The organism is Bacillus sp. FSL K6-2839 (assembly GCF_038003365.1).
GTDB lineage: Bacteria > Bacillota > Bacilli > Bacillales > Bacillaceae > Bacillus.
The window spans coordinates 707,163-725,056 of record NZ_JBBOOZ010000002.1; the positions used below are offsets into that span (position 1 = coordinate 707,163).

Sequence of the window (17,894 nt, forward strand, 5' to 3'; positions counted from 1 at the left end):
GGTTTCGAATTGTTTACAAATGGAACTCAATTCGTGTATGGTATGATAGAAAGTCGAAAAATGCTCTTTTTGAGAAACTATTCAAAGTGGTGATGAAGTTGTTACTCGTGATAGATGTAGGAAACACAAATACCGTTTTAGGTGTTTATCATAACGGCGATCTAAACTACCATTGGCGAATTGAAACAAGCCGTCATAAAACAGAAGACGAATTTGGTATGGCCATCAGGTCTTTATTTGATTATGTGGGGCTGATGTTTGATCAAATAGAAGGAATTATCATCTCGTCTGTTGTCCCGCCAATGATGTTTGCACTAGAAAGAATGTGCGAGAAGTACTTTCACTTAACACCCCAAATTGTAGGGCCTGGAATGAAGACTGGATTAAACATTATGTGTGACAATCCAAAGGAAGTCGGGGCTGATCGAATTGTGAATGCAGTAGCGGCGATTCACCTATATGGGGCACCTCTCATTGTGGTAGACTTTGGCACAGCGACAACCTACTGCTATATCAATGAACAAAAACAATACATGGGTGGGGCAATTGCACCTGGTATTACCATCTCAACAGAGGCTTTATATACAAGAGCGGCGAAGCTGCCGAGAATTGAAATTGTCCGTCCAGATCACATTGTTGGAAAAAACACCATTAGTGCGATGCAATCCGGCATCCTTTATGGATATGTTGGGCAAGTCGAGGGAATAGTGAAACGGATGAAGCAGCAAGCGAAACAAACACCGAAAGTCATTGCAACAGGCGGCTTGTCGACATTGATTGGAAATGAATCAGACTGCATTGATATTGTCGATCCGTTCTTAACATTAAAAGGACTTCAACTCATTTATGAGCGTAATCGTGTCGGTGTACTATAGGAGGTTTAAAATCGAATGGATTACTTAGTTAAAGCGTTAGCATATGACGGAAAAGTCCGAGCATATGCTGCAAACACAACAGATACAATCAATGAAGCACAAAGAAGACACCATACATGGCCAACAGCATCAGCAGCGATTGGCAGAACAATGACAGCTACAGTCATGATGGGTGCTATGCTGAAAGGCGAAAATAAGCTAACGGTCAAAATTGAAGGCGGTGGACCAATCGGTGCCATCATTGCTGATGGAAACGCAAAAGGTCAGGTGCGCGGATATGTCTCAAACCCACAAGTCCACTTTGACTTAAATGAACATGGCAAGCTGGATGTCAGACGTGCAGTCGGGACATCTGGAACGTTGAGTGTTGTCAAAGATATCGGACTGAAAGATCACTTTACAGGACAAACGGAGATCGTCTCAGGTGAAATTGGAGATGACTTCACTTATTATCTTGTCTCTTCTGAGCAAGTGCCTTCCTCTGTAGGCGTAGGGGTTCTGGTCAATCCAGATAACTCGATCCTTGCAGCAGGCGGTTTCATCATTCAATTGCTGCCTGGAACAGAAGATGCTGTCATTGAAAGATTAGAAAAGCGGCTCTCAACCATTGAACCTATTTCTAAACTCATTGAAAAAGGGATGACACCAGAAGAAATTTTAGAAGAAGTACTCGGAGAAAAACCTCAAATTTTAGAAACTGTACCTGTCGAATTCTCTTGTAACTGCTCAAAAGAACGTTTTGCTAATGGCATTATCAGCCTAGGGAAAGCCGAAATTGACGACATGATTGAACAAGACGGACAAGCAGAAGCTCAATGCCATTTTTGTAACGAAACGTATGTATTTACAAAAGAAGAGCTAGAAGAGCTACGTGAAGAAATAACCCGCTAAGCTCTAAGCAGCGGGTTTTCTTTTTAGAATGGAAAGGAGACGAAAAATGAGACTAAAAGCAAGAGTGGTATGGACATTTATCCTCGTGTTGCTTATGATCAATGCCGTTGTCATTGCATATGTATTAACAAAGTCGCAAATGTCACAGGCTTCTTCAAATGGGAAGAGCGGTGAAGAAATTGCGTCGATTGGAAAAGAGAAGGTGACGCGTCAAGAATGGTTAAAGAAGATGGAAGACCGCTATGGCAAGGCAACACTTGAGCAAATGATTAATCAGAAGGTGGTCAATCAGCTTGCGAAAGAAAACAAGCTTGAGGTGTCTTCAAAAGAGATCAATCGTGAATTGCTCATGCTTAAAGCGGTATCTAATAATTTCTACGAAGATGGACATACGAGTGAAAAGGAATGGAAAGAACAGATTCGTTATCAAATTTTATTAGAGCAGCTTTTAACGAGAGATGCTGTCGTTTCTGAAAAAGAAGCGAAATCCTTTTATGAAAAAAACAAGGACTTATATCAATATGATGATTCATACCGTATTCGTCATATCGTCGTGAAGACAAAAGGCGAAGCTGAAAATGTATTGAAGGATCTTAAAGGCGGATCTAGCTTCGAAGCGGTGGCAGCTGAACGCTCCATTGACCGCTACACCTCTCCATATGGCGGAGATCTTGGGTTTGTGACAGAAGAACAAGAAAGTATCCCAGCCCTCTACATACAGGAAGCTCAAAAGCTTCAGCCAGACGAATGGACAAAAGAACCGATCGAGACCAAAAACGGGTATGCCATTATTCAACTAAAAGAAAAATTAGATGGCCGCTCCTTCTCTTATGAAGAAGTCAAAGATCAGATCAAAAGGCAGATTGCCATGGAAGACCTAGGTGAAAAGGCGAATGTCAAAACCCTGTGGAAAGAAGCAAAAGTCACATGGTTTTACGATGGCGAGCAGGACTAAAAGCATTGACAAAATTTTTTGAAATTGATAATTTAATATTAATACAATAAAATTACTCGGAGATAGAGGTGTTAGTGATGGCTCGTATTGCAAATTCAGTTTTTGAACTAATAGGAAATACACCAGTCGTTAAATTAAACCGTTTAGTAGATGAAGACAGTGCGGATGTCTACTTGAAACTTGAATATATGAACCCGGGCAGCAGTGTAAAAGATCGTATTGCGTTAGCGATGATCGAAGATGCTGAAGCGAAAGGTACTTTAAAAGCCGGCGACACGCTCATCGAACCAACAAGCGGAAACACAGGGATCGGTCTTGCGATGGTAGCGGCAGCGAAAGGAATTAACTCAATTCTAGTGATGCCAGACACAATGAGTCAGGAGCGCCGCAACCTTTTACGCGCTTATGGAGCAGAGCTTGTATTAACACCAGGTGCAGAAGGAATGAAAGGTGCCATCAAAAAGGCAGAAGAATTGGCAGAAGAGCATGGTTACTTCATGCCTCAGCAATTTAGCAACGAAGCCAATGCGGAGATTCACCGTCGTACTACAGGAAAAGAAATTCTTGAACAGTTTGACGGCGAGCTTGATGCATTTATTGCAGGTGTTGGTACGGGCGGCACGATTACGGGTGCTGGTGAAGTCCTAAAAGAAGCCATCCCATCGATTCAGCTTTATGCGGTAGAGCCGACAGATTCTCCTGTATTATCAGGCGGAAAGCCAGGCCCGCATAAAATCCAAGGGATAGGAGCAGGTTTTATCCCTTCAATCTTGAACACGGAAGTATATGACGGTATTATCCAAGTGAAAAACGAAGATGCATTTGAGCTTGCAAGAAAAGCAGCGAAAGAGGAAGGGATCCTTGGCGGTATTTCTTCAGGAGCAGCTATTTACGCAGCACTTCAAACAGCGAAGAAGCTTGGTAAAGGGAAAAAGGTTCTGGCAATCATCCCAAGTAATGGGGAGCGTTACCTCAGTACACCTCTTTATCAATTCGATTAAACCAATTACCCCAGCATTTGCTGGGGTTTTTTTATGAAATCTGTAGATGGAAAGCAAATACTATTTTCTAAATAAATTGGATTGCATTACAATAAGATTAATGAAAATGAAAAAGGATGATAACATGACACAACGCAGGCCGATGGGCATCAAAATTCCTTTTACGAAAGATGCTTTCCTGAAAAGATACGAACAATTAACTGCTGGCGAAACACACCATGTTCTTCTTGAAAGTGCTCGCGGCGGTTCATACAGCATTGCTGGCATTCACCCGGTTGCTAAAGCGAAGGGGAAAGACGGGATGACAACCATCCATTATCAAGATGAGGTGCTGTTCAAAGAAGGCGATCCATTCAGAGCGTTTACGGATTGGTTCCAAACCCTTCAAACCGAAACGAATGAGGAATACCCTGATTTTCAAGGCGGGGCGATTGGATTTTTAAGCTATGATTATGCTAGATATATTGAGCATTTTAAGATGCTGTCCATTGATGACCTGAAAACACCTGATCTTTATTTTCTCGTGTTTAATGATGTTGCGGTCTTTGATCATGAAGAAAACGTGCTGTGGCTGATCACTCACACAGAGGGAGCGGAACCTGTGAGTGACACTCATCAAAGACTCGAAGATTTGAAGCGAAAGTGGACAAGCTCTTCAGATGAATCAGCGCAATCTCCTGTTCATGAATCTTCTGCAGAATTTGTATCAGCAGCACCGTTTACCGAAGAAACCTTTGGAGAAGCAGTAGAGAAAATTAAGCAATATATCGCAAGCGGTGATGTGTTCCAAGTGAATTTATCCATCAGACAAGATGAACAGCTCCACACACATCCGTATGATTTATACAAAACGTTACGTCAAGTCAATCCATCTCCGTATATGTCTTATCTGCACACGCCTGATTTCCAGATTGTTTGTGGATCTCCAGAGCTGCTTATTAAGAAAAAGGGGAATCAATTAGAAACAAGACCGATTGCGGGTACAAGATCAAGAGGCAAAGACGACGCTGAGGATCAAGCGCTGGCAAAAGAGCTCATTGAAAATGAAAAAGAACGCGCAGAGCATGTGATGCTCGTGGATCTTGAGCGGAATGACCTTGGACGTGTGTCTACTTATGGCTCAGTAAAAGTGAACGAATTTATGGCGATTGAGAAATATTCACACGTGATGCACATTGTATCCAACGTACAAGGGGAACTGCGTGATGATTGTGATGCAGTAGATGTCATGAGAGCTGTATTCCCAGGCGGAACAATTACAGGTGCTCCAAAGGTGAGAACAATGGAAATCATAGAAGAGCTTGAGCCGACAAGGCGTGGGCTTTATACTGGATCTATAGGCTGGTTTGGATTCAATCAAGATATGCACTTTAACATCGTCATTCGTACGGCGTATTGTACTGAAGGCAAAGCCTTTATGCAGTCGGGTGCTGGAATCGTCATCGATTCTGTACCAAAGCACGAATACAAAGAATCGATTAAAAAAGCCTATGCAGTGAAAAAAGCATTACAGTTGAGCAAAGAAGAGACTATTTTGAGTTAGAGGTGAGCAGAGCATGATATTAATGATTGATAATTATGATTCATTTACGTACAACCTGGTTCAGTATTTAGGTGAGCTTGGAGAAGAATTGATCGTGAAACGGAATGATCAAGTAACCATTCAAGAAATCGAAGAGCTTAAACCAGATTTTCTCATGATTTCTCCAGGGCCATGCAGTCCTGATGAAGCGGGAATTAGTATGGAGGCGATCAAGCACTTTGCGGGAAGTATTCCGATCTTCGGTGTGTGTCTAGGTCATCAATCCATTGCGCAAGTCTTTGGCGGGGATGTCGTTCGTGCAGAGCGCTTAATGCACGGTAAAACGTCAGAGATTGCACATGACGGAAAAGGCGTCTTCACTGGACTCCAAAATCCGCTTGTCGCAACGAGATATCATTCATTAATTGTCAAAAACGAGACGCTGCCGGAATGCTTTGACGCAACAGCCAGCACAAAGGAAGGCGAGCTCATGGCCATTCGCCATAAAGAGCTGCCAATTGAAAGTGTACAGTTTCATCCTGAATCGATTATGACGTCCTTCGGAAAAGAAATGCTTAAAAATTTCATTGAAACCTATCGGAAAAAGGGGCATGAAGTAAACGCATGATCATTTATCTGAACGGTCAGTATATAGAGGAGAAAGACGCGACTCTTTCTCCTTTTGATCATGGTTTTCTATATGGCATCGGTGTATTCGAAACATTTACCAGCCTGGCAGGACAAGTCTTTCTGTTAGATTGGCACCTTGAAAGGCTCAATGAATCATTGCGTGACCTTTGCATCGAATCCACAATAGAGAAACCATTTGTACTCGACATCATTCATACCTTACTGAATAAAAACGAAATAGCCGGTGGTCATGCGAGAATTCGCTTCAATGTTTCTGCGGGCAGAGGCAATGGATTTTCTGCAGATCCTTATGAAGAGCCTGTCGTTTTTGTCATGATCTCTCCATTCCGGCCCGAATCTGTTTTAGATGAGAAGCAGGGAGTCATTCTTCAAACGAGGAGAAATACGCCGGAAGGTCCAAGGCGCCTCAAGTCTCATCATTATATGAACAACCTGCTGGCTAAAAGAGAAGTGGGAAATGATGCGTCGTTAGAAGGCATCTTTTTAACAAAAGAAAATGATGTGGCAGAAGGAATTACCTCCAATATATTTTGGCGAAAAGATGATGTGATCTATACATCGTCACTTGATACAGGAATTTTAAATGGAGTCACTCGTCGATATTGTATTGAAACGCTTCAAGCTATGGGGGCTTCACTAAAAGTAGGGCGATACCCAGTCTCGCAATTGCTATCAGCTGATGAGGCATGGATGACCAATTCTGTTCAGGGGATTGTGCCCTTCAGAAGTATAGGAGAAATTTCCTTGCCTCAAAACAGCCGGATCATCTCAACAAAGTTGAGAACGCAATATACAAAAGAACGTCTAGATCATAAAGAGTAGGTGGACACAATGACACAACAAGTGATAAAACAGCCTAAAATCATACAAGCCAAGCACCACACCCTTAGTTATGAAGAAAAGACATTGGTCATGGGCATTTTAAATGTCACACCTGACTCTTTTTCAGATGGAGGAAAGTTTAATCAAGTGGATAAAGCGCTGGCTCATGCAGCACAGCTGATAGAAGACGGGGCGCATATGATTGATATTGGCGGAGAATCGACTCGCCCAGGAGCGGCACTTGTCTCAGAACAAGAGGAGCTTTCAAGAGTCATTCCCGTCATTGAAAAGATCACTAAAGAATTGGATGTACCGATTTCCATTGATACGTATAAAGCCCATGTTGCAGATGAAGCGGTGAAAGCTGGAGCTTCCATCATTAATGATGTATGGGGAGCGAAGGCAGATCCTCAAATGGCGCATGTGGCAGCGAAACACAATGTGCCGATTATTTTAATGCACAATCGACCAGAGCGAAACTACACACATCTGATTTCAGATATGATCGCAGATTTGAAAGAAAGTGTTCAAATTGCGAAACAAGCGGGTGTCCGTGATGACATGATCATATTAGATCCAGGTGTAGGTTTTGCGAAAAATAAAGAGGACAACCTGATGGTCATGAATGAGCTCGAACATTTTTGTCACCTTGGTTATCCACTGCTCTTAGCTACATCTCGAAAACGATTCATTGGAGCTGTCTTAGACCTGCCGCCTGAAGAACGTACGGAAGGAACGGGGGCTACGGTCTGCCTTGGGATTCAAAAAGGCAGTGCGATGGTTCGCGTACATGATGTAAAAGAAATCGCAAGAATGGCAAAAATGATGGATGCCATGCTGAATAAGGGAGGCGCTTATCATCGATAAAGTATATGTAAATGGAATGGAATTTTACGGCTACCACGGCGTATTTGCAGAAGAAAATAAATTAGGACAGCGATTCCGTGTGGATTTAACAGCTTCACTTGATTTAAGTAAAGCCGGGCAAACTGATGACCTCAATGAGACCATTAATTATGCAGAGCTCTACCAAATCTGCAAAAGCATTGTAGAAGGTGAATCAGTCAACCTCGTTGAAACACTGACAGAAAGAATTGCGAACCAAGTGTTAAAGGACTTTCCGACAGTTCAGGAATGTACAGTAAAGGTAATTAAACCAGATCCGCCAATTCCAGGACACTATCAGTCCGTTGCAATTGAAATGACGAGATCACGCACATGAACAATACCGCATACATCGCTTTAGGTTCGAACATAGGTAAAAAGGAAACCTATTTAAAAGAAGCTGTCAAAAAACTGCACGAACATCCAGAGGTTCAAGTAGAATTGATCTCCTCTATATATGAAACAACACCTGTAGGTTACGAAAACCAAGATGACTTTTTAAATATGGCTGTGAAAATTTCCACTTCGCTTCGTCCAAATGAACTACTGGTACTTACTCAGAAAATCGAGCAAGAGTTAGGCAGAACAAGAGAAGTGAGATGGGGACCGCGAACGGCTGACCTTGACATTTTACTTTATAATCGTGAAAATATTGAAACAGAACAGCTTGTAGTACCACATCCTAGAATGTACGAACGTTTATTCGTTCTTGTTCCGATGAGTGAGATTTGCCCAGAAATCGGCGAAGTACAAATAAATGCCGTAACAGACCAAGAAGGTGTAAGCATATGGAAAAAGACATGTGGGGTAGAAGAATTCGTGCATACCGAAAGCTAAAAGGGTATACTCAGGAAGGGTTCGCGAAAAGACTAGGCATCTCTGTCTCTGTCTTAGGAGAAATTGAGCGAGGCAATCGATTACCAACAAACCAATTGGTTGGTCAAATAGCAGATGCTTTAAATATAACGGTGGAAGAACTTTCGCCAATTCTTGAAGAAGGAAGGAGGGGAAATGATGTTTAAAATCGGAGATATCGACATTAAAAACAAAGTGGTGCTCGCGCCTATGGCTGGTGTGTGCAACTCTGCCTTCAGACTGACAGTTAAAGAGTTTGGAGCGGGTTTAGTCTGCGCTGAAATGGTCAGTGACAAGGCGATCCTGATCAACAATGCAAGAACAATGGGTATGCTATACATTGATGAACGGGAAAAGCCTTTGAGCCTTCAGATATTTGGAGGTGAAAAAGACACACTCGTCGAAGCGGCAAAGTTTGTAGACCAGAACACAACAGCAGACATTATTGATATCAACATGGGCTGTCCTGTACCGAAGATTACGAAATGTGATGCAGGAGCGAAATGGCTGCTTGATCCAAACAAGATTTATGAAATGGTCTCTGCTGTCGTAGAAGCTGTAGAAAAACCTGTTACGGTGAAAATGAGAATGGGCTGGGACGAAGATCATATCTTCGCTATCGACAATGCCCGTGCTGTTGAACGAGCAGGCGGACAAGCGGTTGCGCTTCACGGACGGACACGTGTGCAGATGTACGAAGGAACAGCGAATTGGGATATTATAAAAGAGGTCAAACAATCTGTTTCCATTCCTGTCATCGGCAATGGAGATGTCAAAACCCCTCAAGATGCAAAACGTATGCTTGATGAAACAGGTGTAGATGCTGTCATGATCGGAAGAGCCGCACTAGGAAACCCGTGGATGATCTATCGAACGGTTCATTATTTAGAAACGGGTGAACTAAAAGAAGAGCCAAATGTACGTGAGAAGATGTCAGTGTGCAAACTTCACTTAGACAGACTCATTGACCTAAAAGGCGAACACGTGGCTGTCAGAGAAATGAGAAAGCACGCAGCATGGTACTTAAAAGGTGTCCGAGGCAATGCGGACGTAAGAAATCAAATCAATCAAAGTGAAACGAGAGCGGAGCTTGTACAAGTTCTTGATGACTTTACGATCGAAGCCGAGGCAAAAGAGCTTCAAAGTATAAAAGTAGGATAAGACTATCTAACTTTTTGTAGCTCACTGCTAGTGCATGTACTGGCAGTTTTTCTGCTTTTCTCTGCAAAATACATTATTGGAGTGATATAAATGAGTAATGAAGGGCTTAATAACGAAGAATTAAATGACCAATTCCAGGTCAGACGTGACAAAATGAATAAAATGAGAGAAGAGGGTATCGATCCATTCGGCGAACGATATGACCGCTCTCATCAATCCGCACAAATTATCGCTGAATATGATGAGTTTTCTAAAGAAGACTTAGAAGAAAAGTCTGCCCAAGTGACAATCGCTGGACGTATGATGACAAAGCGAGGAAAAGGAAAAGCTGGCTTTGCGCATATACAAGACTTAGAAGGACAAATTCAAATATACGTTCGTAAAGATAGTGTAGGAGAAGAAGCTTACGAATTATTCAAAAGCTCAGACCTAGGCGATATCATCGGTGTAACAGGAATGGTATTTAAAACGAACGTAGGAGAACTTTCAATTAAAGCGACTAGCTTTGAGGTTCTCACAAAAGCACTTCGTCCGCTTCCTGATAAATATCATGGACTCAAAGATGTTGAACAACGTTATCGTCAGCGCTACCTTGACCTGATTGTAAATCCAGAAAGTAAGCAGACGTTCATCATGCGAAGCAAGATTATTCAATCCATGAGAAGATACTTAGATTCTAAAGGATACCTAGAAGTTGAAACACCAACAATGCACAGCATCCCTGGTGGTGCATCAGCACGTCCTTTCATTACTCATCACAATGCACTGGATATGCCGCTTTATATGCGTATTGCGATTGAACTGCACTTAAAACGCCTGATTGTCGGTGGCCTAGAGAAAGTATACGAGATTGGCCGTGTATTCCGTAACGAAGGTGTATCGACTCGTCATAACCCAGAATTCACTATGATCGAGCTGTACGAAGCTTACGCAGATTACAAAGACATCATGAACCTAACTGAAAATCTGATTGCTCATATTGCTGAAGAGGTACTAGGAACAACCACTATTCAATATGGAGAAGACGAAATTGATCTCAAGCCTGAATGGAAGAGACTCCATATGGTTGAAGCGGTCAAAGAAGCAACTGGTGTAGACTTCTGGCAGGAGATGTCTGTTGAAGAAGCGAAGCAGCATGCCGCTGATCACGGAATTGAAATCACGAAAAACATGACAGTAGGTCATATCATCAATGAGTTCTTCGAGCAAAAAGTAGAAGAAACATTGGTTCAGCCTACATTTATTTACGGACACCCAGTGGAGATTTCTCCATTAGCTAAGAAAAATCCTGAAGATCCTCGCTTCACTGATCGCTTTGAACTATTTATCGTACGCCGCGAGCATGCTAATGCATTCACAGAGCTAAACGATCCAATCGATCAAAGAGAACGATTCGAAGCTCAATTAAAAGAACGTGAAGAAGGGAATGACGAAGCGCATCTAATGGATGACGATTTTGTTGAAGCATTAGAATATGGTATGCCTCCAACAGGCGGACTAGGAATCGGTATCGACCGGTTAATCATGCTATTAACAAATTCTCCATCAATCAGAGATGTACTGCTTTTCCCACAAATGAGAAACCGTTAATACATCAATCAAAGCGCCATTTTAACTATGGCGCTTTTTATTTTTCATAAAATGAAACTTTTTTTAAAAAAACTATTGCAAGGAAAGAATCAAGATGGTATATTATTATTCGTTGCCGCAAAACAGCAACGAGGTTAAAAAAGAAATTGAAAAAAGTTCTTGACTTTAACCGATACGAAATGTTAAGATATTAAAGTCGCTTACGAGCGATAACGAAAATGATCTTTGAAAACTAAACAAGACAAAACGTACCTGTTAATTCGAGTTTTTATAAAAAAATCCTATGATACATCATAGGTAGTCAGTCAAACTGGCGAGGCAGGAAATGATCACATGCTAAGTTCGCTACATCGTGTAGCAACGCATGTGTGATATGCATCCTGCATACCTCGGAGAGTTTGATCCTGGCTCAGGACGAACGCTGGCGGCGTGCCTAATACATGCAAGTCGAGCGGACAGAAGGGAGCTTGCTCCCGGATGTTAGCGGCGGACGGGTGAGTAACACGTGGGTAACCTGCCTGTAAGACTGGGATAACTCCGGGAAACCGGAGCTAATACCGGATAGTTCCTTGAACCGCATGGTTCAAGGATGAAAGACGGTTTCGGCTGTCACTTACAGATGGACCCGCGGCGCATTAGCTAGTTGGTGGGGTAATGGCTCACCAAGGCGACGATGCGTAGCCGACCTGAGAGGGTGATCGGCCACACTGGGACTGAGACACGGCCCAGACTCCTACGGGAGGCAGCAGTAGGGAATCTTCCGCAATGGACGAAAGTCTGACGGAGCAACGCCGCGTGAGTGATGAAGGTTTTCGGATCGTAAAGCTCTGTTGTTAGGGAAGAACAAGTGCGAGAGTAACTGCTCGCACCTTGACGGTACCTAACCAGAAAGCCACGGCTAACTACGTGCCAGCAGCCGCGGTAATACGTAGGTGGCAAGCGTTGTCCGGAATTATTGGGCGTAAAGGGCTCGCAGGCGGTTTCTTAAGTCTGATGTGAAAGCCCCCGGCTCAACCGGGGAGGGTCATTGGAAACTGGGAAACTTGAGTGCAGAAGAGGAGAGTGGAATTCCACGTGTAGCGGTGAAATGCGTAGAGATGTGGAGGAACACCAGTGGCGAAGGCGACTCTCTGGTCTGTAACTGACGCTGAGGAGCGAAAGCGTGGGGAGCGAACAGGATTAGATACCCTGGTAGTCCACGCCGTAAACGATGAGTGCTAAGTGTTAGGGGGTTTCCGCCCCTTAGTGCTGCAGCTAACGCATTAAGCACTCCGCCTGGGGAGTACGGTCGCAAGACTGAAACTCAAAGGAATTGACGGGGGCCCGCACAAGCGGTGGAGCATGTGGTTTAATTCGAAGCAACGCGAAGAACCTTACCAGGTCTTGACATCCTCTGACAACCCTAGAGATAGGGCTTTCCCTTCGGGGACAGAGTGACAGGTGGTGCATGGTTGTCGTCAGCTCGTGTCGTGAGATGTTGGGTTAAGTCCCGCAACGAGCGCAACCCTTGATCTTAGTTGCCAGCATTTAGTTGGGCACTCTAAGGTGACTGCCGGTGACAAACCGGAGGAAGGTGGGGATGACGTCAAATCATCATGCCCCTTATGACCTGGGCTACACACGTGCTACAATGGACAGAACAAAGGGCTGCGAGACCGCAAGGTTTAGCCAATCCCATAAATCTGTTCTCAGTTCGGATCGCAGTCTGCAACTCGACTGCGTGAAGCTGGAATCGCTAGTAATCGCGGATCAGCATGCCGCGGTGAATACGTTCCCGGGCCTTGTACACACCGCCCGTCACACCACGAGAGTTTGCAACACCCGAAGTCGGTGAGGTAACCTTTATGGAGCCAGCCGCCGAAGGTGGGGCAGATGATTGGGGTGAAGTCGTAACAAGGTAGCCGTATCGGAAGGTGCGGCTGGATCACCTCCTTTCTAAGGATATATGGAGCAGCGTACGTTTTCGTCTTGTTTAGTTTTGAAGGATCATTCCTTCAAGATATGTCTCTAGCGAGACAGGATTGTTCTTTGAAAACTAGATAACAATAAGTAATACATTCACATTGAATGCAATGCAAAGTTCATCACACATAGTGATTCTTTCTAAAGTAAGAAATGGTTAAGTTAGAAAGGGCGCACGGTGGATGCCTTGGCACTAGGAGCCGATGAAGGACGGGACGAACACCGATATGCTTCGGGGAGCTGTAAGCAAGCGTTGATCCGGAGATTTCCGAATGGGGAAACCCACTGCTCGTAATGGAGTAGTATCCATACTTGAATACATAGAGTATGAGAAGGCATACCCGGGGAACTGAAACATCTAAGTACCCGGAGGAAGAGAAAGCAAATGCGATTCCCTGAGTAGCGGCGAGCGAAACGGGAACAGCCCAAACCAAGAGGCTTGCCTCTTGGGGTTGTAGGACACTCTATACGGAGTTACAAAGGAACGATATAAGCGAAGAGGTCTGGAAAGGCCCGCCAAAGAAGGTAACAGCCCTGTAACTGAAATGTTGTTCTCTCCAGAGTGGATCCTGAGTACGGCGGAACACGTGAAATTCCGTCGGAATCCGGGAGGACCATCTCCCAAGGCTAAATACTCCCTAGTGACCGATAGTGAACCAGTACCGTGAGGGAAAGGTGAAAAGCACCCCGGAAGGGGAGTGAAATAGATCCTGAAACCGTGTGCCTACAAGTAGTCAGAGCCCGTTAATGGGTGATGGCGTGCCTTTTGTAGAATGAACCGGCGAGTTACGATCCCGTGCAAGGTTAAGCAGAAGATGCGGAGCCGCAGCGAAAGCGAGTCTGAATAGGGCGCATGAGTACGTGGTCGTAGACCCGAAACCAGGTGATCTACCCATGTCCAGGGTGAAGTTCAGGTAACACTGAATGGAGGCCCGAACCCACGCACGTTGAAAAGTGCGGGGATGAGGTGTGGGTAGGGGTGAAATGCCAATCGAACCTGGAGATAGCTGGTTCTCTCCGAAATAGCTTTAGGGCTAGCCTCAAGGTAAGAGTCTCGGAGGTAGAGCACTGATTGGACTAGGGGCCCCTACCGGGTTACCGAATTCAGTCAAACTCCGAATGCCGATGACTTATCCTTGGGAGTCAGACTGCGAGTGATAAGATCCGTAGTCGAAAGGGAAACAGCCCAGACCGCCAGCTAAGGTCCCAAAGTATACGTTAAGTGGAAAAGGATGTGGAGTTGCTTAGACAACCAGGATGTTGGCTTAGAAGCAGCCACCATTTAAAGAGTGCGTAATAGCTCACTGGTCGAGTGACTCTGCGCCGAAAATGTACCGGGGCTAAACGTATCACCGAAGCTGCGGACTGTTCTTACGAACAGTGGTAGGAGAGCGTTCTAAGTGCTGTGAAGTCAGACCGGAAGGACTGGTGGAGCGCTTAGAAGTGAGAATGCCGGTATGAGTAGCGAAAGACGGGTGAGAATCCCGTCCACCGAATGCCTAAGGTTTCCTGAGGAAGGCTCGTCCGCTCAGGGTTAGTCGGGACCTAAGCCGAGGCCGAAAGGCGTAGGCGATGGACAACAGGTTGATATTCCTGTACCACCTCCTCACCATTTGAGCAATGGGGGGACGCAGGAGGATAGGGTAAGCGCGGTATTGGATATCCGCGTCCAAGCAGTTAGGCTGGGAAATAGGCAAATCCGTTTCCCGTAAAGGCTGAGCTGTGATGGCGAGCGAAATTTAGTAGCGAAGTTCCTGATTCCACACTGCCAAGAAAAGCCTCTAGCGAGGTGAGAGGTGCCCGTACCGCAAACCGACACAGGTAGGCGAGGAGAGAATCCTAAGGTGATCGAGAGAACTCTCGTTAAGGAACTCGGCAAAATGACCCCGTAACTTCGGGAGAAGGGGTGCTTCTTAGGGTGTTAAAGCCCCGAGAAGCCGCAGTGAATAGGCCCAGGCGACTGTTTAGCAAAAACACAGGTCTCTGCGAAGCCGTAAGGCGAAGTATAGGGGCTGACGCCTGCCCGGTGCTGGAAGGTTAAGAGGAGCGCTTAGCGTAAGCGAAGGTGCGAATTGAAGCCCCAGTAAACGGCGGCCGTAACTATAACGGTCCTAAGGTAGCGAAATTCCTTGTCGGGTAAGTTCCGACCCGCACGAAAGGCGCAACGATCTGGGCACTGTCTCAACGAGAGACTCGGTGAAATTATAGTACCTGTGAAGATGCAGGTTACCCGCGACAGGACGGAAAGACCCCGTGGAGCTTTACTGCAGCCTGATATTGAATGTTGGTACAGCTTGTACAGGATAGGTAGGAGCCTTGGAAACCGGAGCGCTAGCTTCGGTGGAGGCATCGGTGGGATACTACCCTGGCTGTATTGACCTTCTAACCCGCTGCCCTTATCGGGCAGGGAGACAGTGTCAGGTGGGCAGTTTGACTGGGGCGGTCGCCTCCTAAAATGTAACGGAGGCGCCCAAAGGTTCCCTCAGAATGGTTGGAAATCATTCGCAGAGTGTAAAGGCACAAGGGAGCTTGACTGCGAGACCTACAAGTCGAGCAGGGACGAAAGTCGGGCTTAGTGATCCGGTGGTTCCGCATGGAAGGGCCATCGCTCAACGGATAAAAGCTACCCCGGGGATAACAGGCTTATCTCCCCCAAGAGTCCACATCGACGGGGAGGTTTGGCACCTCGATGTCGGCTCATCGCATCCTGGGGCTGTAGTCGGTCCCAAGGGTTGGGCTGTTCGCCCATTAAAGCGGTACGCGAGCTGGGTTCAGAACGTCGTGAGACAGTTCGGTCCCTATCCGTCGCGGGCGCAGGAAATTTGAGAGGAGCTGTCCTTAGTACGAGAGGACCGGGATGGACGCACCGCTGGTGTACCAGTTGTTCTGCCAAGGGCATCGCTGGGTAGCTATGTGCGGACGGGATAAGTGCTGAAAGCATCTAAGCATGAAGCCCCCCTCAAGATGAGATTTCCCATTCCGCAAGGAAGTAAGATCCCTGAAAGATGATCAGGTTGATAGGTCTGAGGTGGAAGCGTGGTGACACGTGGAGCTGACAGATACTAATAGATCGAGGACTTAACCTATATTCTAATGTGAAGCTTGAACATTGTTATCTAGTTTTGAGAGAACATTCTCTCCATCAGGTTTGGTGGCGATAGCGAAGAGGTCACACCCGTTCCCATACCGAACACGGAAGTTAAGCTCTTCAGCGCCGATGGTAGTTGGGGGTCTCCCCCTGTGAGAGTAGGACGCCGCCAAGCTTTTCTAAGGATCAGTTCCATACGGAACTGGTCTTTTTTGTGTTTTTTGAAAAAATTACTTCTATTAAATCACTTTGTAAAGTGAGAAGTGATGATTTAGTAAATGCCTCATCGATAAGTTGATCTTTCCGTCCGTCTCACTTTCATGTATTTTCATTGAACAACGCAGCTGTTGTTGTGGGTCGGCCGTTCAATTCGTTTAGGATGAAGATCAAAAGCATAGAAAGCAGCTAATAAGAATTTTCTTTGGCAGCCAGATACAGAGGACTGTTTAGAGACACACTAGATGACTGAGTATCGCAACACTTACAGTTGAATTTTTCGCTCGCTCTAAGTAAGAATAAGAAAGAATCAACACTAACTTGATACCCTAGTAACACTTTAATATTGAAGATAGTAAAGAACAGCATCATTTAAGGACATTTTTACATGAAAATGATTTCTCAGAAAAATAAAATAATAAAAGAATTCCTTCTCTAGATGATTTGTATGAGAAGATATATTGAATAAAACAAGCATATAAAAAGCTTGAAAAGGGTAATTTCACATCAACAAAGCTTTATTAGAGCCCTTTTTAAGAAAAAAATATAAAAAGATGAAAAAAAGACTTTTAAAATGATGAGACAAGTGGTAGAATTCTTTAGGTGCCTTAACGAAAAGACGAAAAAACAACTTTAAAATAAATTCAAAAATTATTTTAAAAAAGTCTTTACAAACAATATCTTATCGTTATATAATACTATTTGTCGGATCGAGAGACATTCGAAATGACAACACAATATGGAGGATTAGCTCAGCTGGGAGAGCATCTGCCTTACAAGCAGAGGGTCGGCGGTTCGAGCCCGTCATCCTCCACCATATTTATTCTTACATAATGTTAGGATAGATAAAGCCGGTGTAGCTCAACTGGTAGAGCAACTGACTTGTAATCAGTAGGTTGGGGGTTCAAGTCCTCTTGCCGGCACCACTTTCATATGGTAAGATAGACAAGTCGCTTTTAAAGAGAGCCATTAGCTCAGTTGGTAGAGCATCTGACTTTTAATCAGAGGGTCGAAGGTTCGAGTCCTTCATGGCTCACCATGTTTCATGCGGGTGTGGCGGAATTGGCAGACGCGCTAGACTTAGGATCTAGTGTCTTTATGACGTGGGGGTTCAAGTCCCTTCACCCGCATTGCCAAATAAAATAAAGAAATCCTGTAATGCGGAAGTAGTTCAGTGGTAGAACACCACCTTGCCAAGGTGGGGGTCGCGGGTTCGAATCCCGTCTTCCGCTTATACCATCCACGCCGGGGTGGTGGAATTGGCAGACACACAGGACTTAAAATCCTGCGGTAGGTGACTACCGTGCCGGTTCAAGTCCGGCCCTCGGCATTATAAAAATAAGCGCCCGTAGCTCAATTGGATAGAGCGTTTGACTACGGATCAAAAGGTTAGGGGTTCGACTCCTCTCGGGCGCGCCAT

Annotated in this window: 13 protein-coding genes, 7 tRNA genes and 3 rRNA genes; all 23 read left to right on the forward strand. The window is 44.8% G+C overall.

Annotated features, from left to right (window positions below; all coding sequences use genetic code 11):
- Positions 1–98: 98 nt before the first annotated feature.
- The 23 genes from MHH26_RS17690 to MHH26_RS17800 all read left to right on the forward strand — a co-directional run bounded on the left by MHH26_RS17690 (position 99) and on the right by MHH26_RS17800 (position 17,893).
- Complete coding sequence (locus tag MHH26_RS17690; RefSeq protein ID WP_060595364.1) at positions 99–875, forward strand: type III pantothenate kinase; 777 nt, start codon at positions 99–101, stop codon at positions 873–875.
- Positions 876–890: 15 nt separating this feature from the next.
- Entirely contained in the window at positions 891–1,766 is an 876-nt protein-coding gene (gene hslO / locus MHH26_RS17695) for an Hsp33 family molecular chaperone HslO (protein WP_012008671.1), read from the forward strand.
- Positions 1,767–1,812: 46 nt separating this feature from the next.
- A complete protein-coding gene (locus MHH26_RS17700) occupies positions 1,813–2,721 on the forward strand; it encodes a peptidyl-prolyl cis-trans isomerase (RefSeq protein ID WP_034665753.1) in 909 nt (302 codons plus the stop codon).
- Positions 2,722–2,798: 77 nt separating this feature from the next.
- Positions 2,799–3,722, forward strand: coding sequence for a cysteine synthase A (cysK, locus tag MHH26_RS17705; protein ID WP_340974248.1), 924 nt, complete (start codon positions 2,799–2,801; stop codon positions 3,720–3,722).
- A 124-nt stretch (positions 3,723–3,846) separates the two neighbouring features.
- A complete protein-coding gene (gene pabB / locus MHH26_RS17710) occupies positions 3,847–5,265 on the forward strand; it encodes an aminodeoxychorismate synthase, component I (RefSeq protein ID WP_340974249.1) in 1,419 nt (472 codons plus the stop codon).
- 13 nt (positions 5,266–5,278) lie between these two features.
- Positions 5,279–5,872 (forward strand): aminodeoxychorismate/anthranilate synthase component II, encoded by a 594-nt coding sequence (gene pabA, locus MHH26_RS17715; RefSeq protein ID WP_003217897.1) that lies wholly within the window; start codon positions 5,279–5,281, stop codon positions 5,870–5,872.
- Complete coding sequence (pabC, locus tag MHH26_RS17720) at positions 5,869–6,717, forward strand: aminodeoxychorismate lyase (RefSeq protein ID WP_307498841.1); 849 nt, start codon at positions 5,869–5,871, stop codon at positions 6,715–6,717. The genes pabA and pabC overlap by 4 nt, the downstream gene beginning before the upstream one ends.
- Positions 6,718–6,726: 9 nt before the next feature.
- A complete protein-coding gene (gene folP / locus MHH26_RS17725; RefSeq protein ID WP_034665762.1) occupies positions 6,727–7,584 on the forward strand; it encodes a dihydropteroate synthase in 858 nt (285 codons plus the stop codon).
- Positions 7,577–7,939: a dihydroneopterin aldolase gene (folB, locus tag MHH26_RS17730; protein WP_034665765.1), complete on the forward strand. Its 363-nt coding sequence runs from the start codon at positions 7,577–7,579 to the stop codon at positions 7,937–7,939. Before folP ends, folB begins: the two co-directional genes overlap by 8 nt.
- Positions 7,936–8,439 (forward strand): 2-amino-4-hydroxy-6-hydroxymethyldihydropteridine diphosphokinase, encoded by a 504-nt coding sequence (gene folK / locus MHH26_RS17735; protein WP_060595371.1) that lies wholly within the window; start codon positions 7,936–7,938, stop codon positions 8,437–8,439. The genes folB and folK overlap by 4 nt, the downstream gene beginning before the upstream one ends.
- On the forward strand, positions 8,391–8,624 hold the full coding sequence (locus MHH26_RS17740; protein WP_034665770.1) for a helix-turn-helix domain-containing protein: 234 nt from the start codon (positions 8,391–8,393) through the stop codon (positions 8,622–8,624). The genes folK and MHH26_RS17740 overlap by 49 nt, the downstream gene beginning before the upstream one ends.
- Complete coding sequence (gene dusB, locus MHH26_RS17745; protein ID WP_095286206.1) at positions 8,617–9,618, forward strand: tRNA dihydrouridine synthase DusB; 1,002 nt, start codon at positions 8,617–8,619, stop codon at positions 9,616–9,618. Before MHH26_RS17740 ends, dusB begins: the two co-directional genes overlap by 8 nt.
- 90 nt (positions 9,619–9,708) lie before the next feature.
- Positions 9,709–11,208: a lysine--tRNA ligase gene (gene lysS / locus MHH26_RS17750; protein ID WP_060595373.1), complete on the forward strand. Its 1,500-nt coding sequence runs from the start codon at positions 9,709–9,711 to the stop codon at positions 11,206–11,208.
- Between the two features lie 386 nt (positions 11,209–11,594).
- Positions 11,595–13,143 (forward strand): 16S ribosomal RNA (locus tag MHH26_RS17755).
- Between the two features lie 182 nt (positions 13,144–13,325).
- Positions 13,326–16,256 (forward strand): 23S ribosomal RNA (locus MHH26_RS17760).
- Between the two features lie 61 nt (positions 16,257–16,317).
- A 5S ribosomal RNA gene (rrf, locus tag MHH26_RS17765) occupies positions 16,318–16,433 on the forward strand.
- The 16S, 23S and 5S rRNA genes sit together here, the layout of an rRNA operon.
- Before the next feature lie 782 nt (positions 16,434–17,215).
- Positions 17,216–17,291 (forward strand) — tRNA-Val (locus tag MHH26_RS17770).
- Between the two features lie 33 nt (positions 17,292–17,324).
- Positions 17,325–17,400: transfer RNA gene (locus MHH26_RS17775), tRNA-Thr, on the forward strand.
- A 37-nt stretch (positions 17,401–17,437) separates the two neighbouring features.
- Positions 17,438–17,513, forward strand: a tRNA-Lys gene (locus MHH26_RS17780).
- 8 nt (positions 17,514–17,521) lie between these two features.
- Positions 17,522–17,604: transfer RNA gene (locus MHH26_RS17785), tRNA-Leu, on the forward strand.
- 30 nt (positions 17,605–17,634) lie between these two features.
- A tRNA-Gly gene (locus MHH26_RS17790) sits at positions 17,635–17,706 on the forward strand.
- 12 nt (positions 17,707–17,718) lie between these two features.
- Positions 17,719–17,804: transfer RNA gene (locus MHH26_RS17795), tRNA-Leu, on the forward strand.
- Between the two features lie 12 nt (positions 17,805–17,816).
- Positions 17,817–17,893, forward strand: a tRNA-Arg gene (locus MHH26_RS17800).
- Position 17,894 lies beyond the last annotated feature (1 nt).